Origin of the sequence: Streptomyces sp. NPDC056948 (assembly GCF_042674225.1) — a bacterium.
Taxonomy (GTDB): domain Bacteria; phylum Actinomycetota; class Actinomycetes; order Streptomycetales; family Streptomycetaceae; genus Streptomyces; species Streptomyces purpurascens.
This window is the reverse complement of the sequence record NZ_JBHUQX010000655.1, coordinates 1-3,369: the sequence shown is the minus strand read 5'-3', so window position 1 is coordinate 3,369 and position 3,369 is coordinate 1. Positions and strand designations below refer to the sequence as shown.

The window sequence follows — 3,369 nt, the reverse complement described above, 5'->3', positions numbered from 1 at the left end:
CGCCGACGCGATTCGTGACGACATACGCGCCTACGTGGTCGAGCACCTGCGCGACACCGAGGCGGTGCTCGTGGTCGACGAGACGGGCGATTTGAAGAAGGGCACCGCGACCGTCGGCGTCCAGCGTCAGTACACCGGCACGGCCGGCCGAGTCGAGAACGCCCAGGTCGCCGTTTATCTCGTGTACTCCGCCGCCCGCGGACACGCCGCCATCGACCGAGCCCTGTATATCAGCGGGCGGAGACTTCACGCAGCCATCGCGCATGCTGACGGACGCGCGATGCGTCCTCAGGGAAGTAGCTGGCCCAGTCCTCGTCCAAGGGAGTCCAGGCCGCTGGCTGTCCGCTCTCTGCGACCAAAGGCTTCGCAGCATCCACGATCGCGACGAACGACAACCCTAGGGTGGCCAGCCACTCTGGGTGATAGGACCGCACATTGGCCGCGGCAGGTTCCGGCAGCAGCTCCACCTCGATGCCGGTCTCCTCGAGAAGCTCGCGCTGCGCCCCCTCCCGGGGTGTTTCCCCCGGCTCAACGCGCCCGCCTGGCGGGACCCAACCGCGCCACCGGTGATGAACCAGCAGCACCCGAGCGAGGGCCTCGTCGAACACCCACACCTCTGCGGCGAGAGGCTCCGAAGGCCCCTCGCCGACGGAAGTCAGCCGCTGACCAGCGCCGTCGAACTCCATTTTCGCCAGCCGGACATCGGCGGCTGCGGCCTCTATCACCCGGTGGTCAAACGCATCACGAATCACCGGGACAACATAAGGCGACGGTCTGACACTGGGATTGCGCCGGACAACGTCCGACGTCGCGGCGTGGGTGTTTCTCTGGACGGCCGCCGGTCCGGGACTCGCAGGCCAGCGGCGGCAGCAGCGGTTCGATCAACGCCCACTCGCCGTCGAAGGTATCCGAGGGATAGCAGCGGCGCCGTGCCAACGGATCCCCCTCAAGGGCCACGGGGGCGGGGCCATCCCGCCGTCCGGGTGGCCCGTCGGCCAGGCGTCGATGTAGTCGGCGATCACATCGAGCGTGGACTCGACCGCTGCGGCTGGGACCGGCCGACGACGTCGCCGAGGTCACCGCGGCCCAGGTCCGCCGCGTGGTCGAGGACTCATCGACATGGGCCGCTGGCGCCCAGGTGACTGCGACATCCTCATTGTCTTCGATGCCGGCTACGACGCTCCGCGCATAGCCTATCTGTTGGAGGGGCTGCCGGTCGAAATCCTGGGGCGGATGCGCACGACTGAAAGGGCAAGCGGCCGCGGTGGGAACAGCCGGGCCGGCCGGCACGGTTGCATCGACCGAGGGACCGGCGCCGCACGGGCGGGAAACACGGAGATCACAAGGTCGTCCGCCCCGGCAGGATCCGGGCCCTGGAATCGCGGGATGCCCGCGGCGCACTCGGACCAAGACGTATTTCTGCAGGAGGACTGTTTGATGACTGACCGGCCCTTGACGCTCATGGCAGTACACGCCCACCCCGACGACGAGGCCACCGGAACCGGAGGGGTCCTCGCGCGGTACGCGGCGGAAGGCATCCGCACGGTTCTCGTGACGTGTACCGACGGCGGTTGCGGTGACGGACCGGGGGGTGTCAAGCCGGGCGTTCCCGGGCACGATCCGGCGGCGGTCGCCCTGATGCGCCGTCAAGAACTCGAGGCGAGCTGTGACGTCCTGAAGGTCAGCGATCTGGAGATGCTGGACTATGCCGACTCCGGGATGATGGGCTGGCCGAGCAACGACGCCCCCGGATCGTTCTGGCAGACCCCCGTGGAGGAAGGGGCGGCCCGACTCGCGGAACTCATGCGGCACTATCGACCTGATGTGGTCGTCACCTACGACGAGAACGGCTTCTACGGCCACCCTGATCACATCCAGGCCCACCGCATCACGATGGCGGCGCTGGAGATGACCGCGCTGACACCGAAGGTGTACTGGACCACGATGCCCCGCTCGGGGATGCGCCGGTTCGGGGAGATCATGCGCGAGTTTCATCCGGATATGCCGGAGCCTGATCCTGCCGAGGCCGCCGCGATGGCCGAGATTGGCCTCCCTGACGATGAGATCACGACGTGGGTGGACACCACCGCGTTCAGCGGTCAGAAGTTCGACGCGCTGGCTGCGCACGCCAGTCAGGGCGAGAACATCTTCTTCCTCAAGATGGGCAAGGAGAGGTTCGGCGAGTTGATGGGCATGGAGACCTTCGTACGTGTCCAGGACCCCACCGGCGCGGACGTACCCGAGAACGATCTCTTCGCCGGACTGCGCTGATCCACCCATCCGGAGCAGAGCCCGGGAAAGCTCATCAGGATGTTCGACCCCGACCGTCCACGACGCGCCGCACTCCGGGCAACTGGACGTCACGCCGGCCTGGACCGCCTCGGTCCTTACCCGCGCCCGCCGGAGCCGCCGCCAGTGCAGCGACCGGCACACCGACGAGCAGAACACCGCCGACGTCTTCGCCGAAGGCATCAGCGGACCACCACAATCCCGGCAAAGCCTCGGCACTGTGTCGTCGTCCGTGACCACGACCAGCTTCAGGCGAGGCACCCTGTCCCTGGGCATGCGGCCACCGTACGGTCGCCGACCACATCCGCCCAGCTCTCACCCATGGCTGATCAGCCAGAAGCGACAAGCCATGGGCCTGCACCGCAGCTCACTTGGCTTGTGATGCAAGAACCCGATACAGCTTCTAAACCACCGAGACCATCGCCAGCGCCTCGTTCAAGTGGTGTCCGGCGATTCCCTGCATGAACGCTCGGTCGGGGAAGTCCCCGTCGAGGAGCCGGAGCGGGCCTGCCGTCAGTGACAGGTGCTGGGTGAGCTTGTAGAGCGCGAACCGGTCCTCGTCGAGGCCCTCCACCGCCAACCGCTGGTACTGGCTGTCGGAGTGGCGTAGCTGCAAGAACACGTGCTCCCACTCGACATCGAAGTACAGCATCCCCTCGATGTCGATCACGACAGGGTTGCCGTCCCGGTCCACCAGTACATGGTCCAGTCCCAGCTCGCCATGGACGACCGAGTACTCGGCACGCGGTCGCACCGCCGCGGCGAGTTCCCGCAGCCGCTCCTCCAGCCTGCCGCGGGCGTCCGCGATCCTCCGGTCGCGGGACGCCGCTTCGGCGAGGCAGCGCAGCGCGAAGTCGAACGCGGCCTCCTCGCACGACGCCGCCCGGGACGTTCCCCCTCCATCGATCTGGGCCACCTTGCCGAACGACGACGCCCGATGGCATCGCATCGCCGCCAGGGCATCGGCGAGGCACTCCATCGTCGGCTCTGCCGCGCGCGGGTCGCGGTTGAACAGGTCCATCAGGTCCTCGCCGGGGAAGTCCTCCACGATCGCGAGGTCGGCGGGGTAATGGGTGCGGT

The 3,369-nt window shown here is 67.6% G+C and carries 3 protein-coding genes and 3 pseudogenes; 3 read left to right on the top strand and 3 right to left on the bottom strand.

What is annotated here, in order from left to right; all coding sequences use genetic code 11:
• Positions 1–232, top strand: a pseudogene (locus ACFTZL_RS43000) (transposase); the annotation flags it as partial.
• Here ACFTZL_RS43000 and ACFTZL_RS42995 read toward each other — a convergent pair.
• The gene (locus tag ACFTZL_RS42995; RefSeq protein WP_382595491.1) at positions 231–752 is read right to left on the bottom strand and encodes an NUDIX domain-containing protein; all 522 of its coding nucleotides are present in this window, start codon (positions 750–752) and stop codon (positions 231–233) included. The pseudogene ACFTZL_RS43000 and the gene ACFTZL_RS42995 sit on opposite strands and share 2 nt — an antisense overlap.
• A 52-nt stretch (positions 753–804) precedes the next feature.
• Positions 805–936 (bottom strand): annotated as a pseudogene (locus ACFTZL_RS42990) (IS5/IS1182 family transposase); the annotation flags it as partial.
• A 103-nt stretch (positions 937–1,039) separates the two neighbouring features.
• Here ACFTZL_RS42990 and ACFTZL_RS42985 point away from each other — a divergent pair.
• Together ACFTZL_RS42985 and ACFTZL_RS42980 are read left to right on the top strand one after the other, a co-directional pair.
• Positions 1,040–1,242, top strand: a pseudogene (locus tag ACFTZL_RS42985) (transposase); the annotation flags it as partial.
• 195 nt (positions 1,243–1,437) lie between these two features.
• Positions 1,438–2,271 (top strand): PIG-L family deacetylase, encoded by an 834-nt coding sequence (locus tag ACFTZL_RS42980; protein ID WP_382595494.1) that lies wholly within the window; start codon positions 1,438–1,440, stop codon positions 2,269–2,271.
• A gap of 421 nt (positions 2,272–2,692) precedes the next feature.
• Here ACFTZL_RS42980 and ACFTZL_RS42975 read toward each other — a convergent pair.
• Positions 2,693–3,369 (bottom strand): phosphotransferase (locus ACFTZL_RS42975; protein WP_382595488.1); only part of this gene is annotated, 677 nt, incomplete at its 5' end.

Coding starts and splice junctions, on each gene's coding strand:
- ACFTZL_RS42980 (WP_382595494.1), top strand. CDS start 1,438: ATGACTGACCGGCCCTTGACGCTCATGGCAGTACACGCCCACCCCGAC.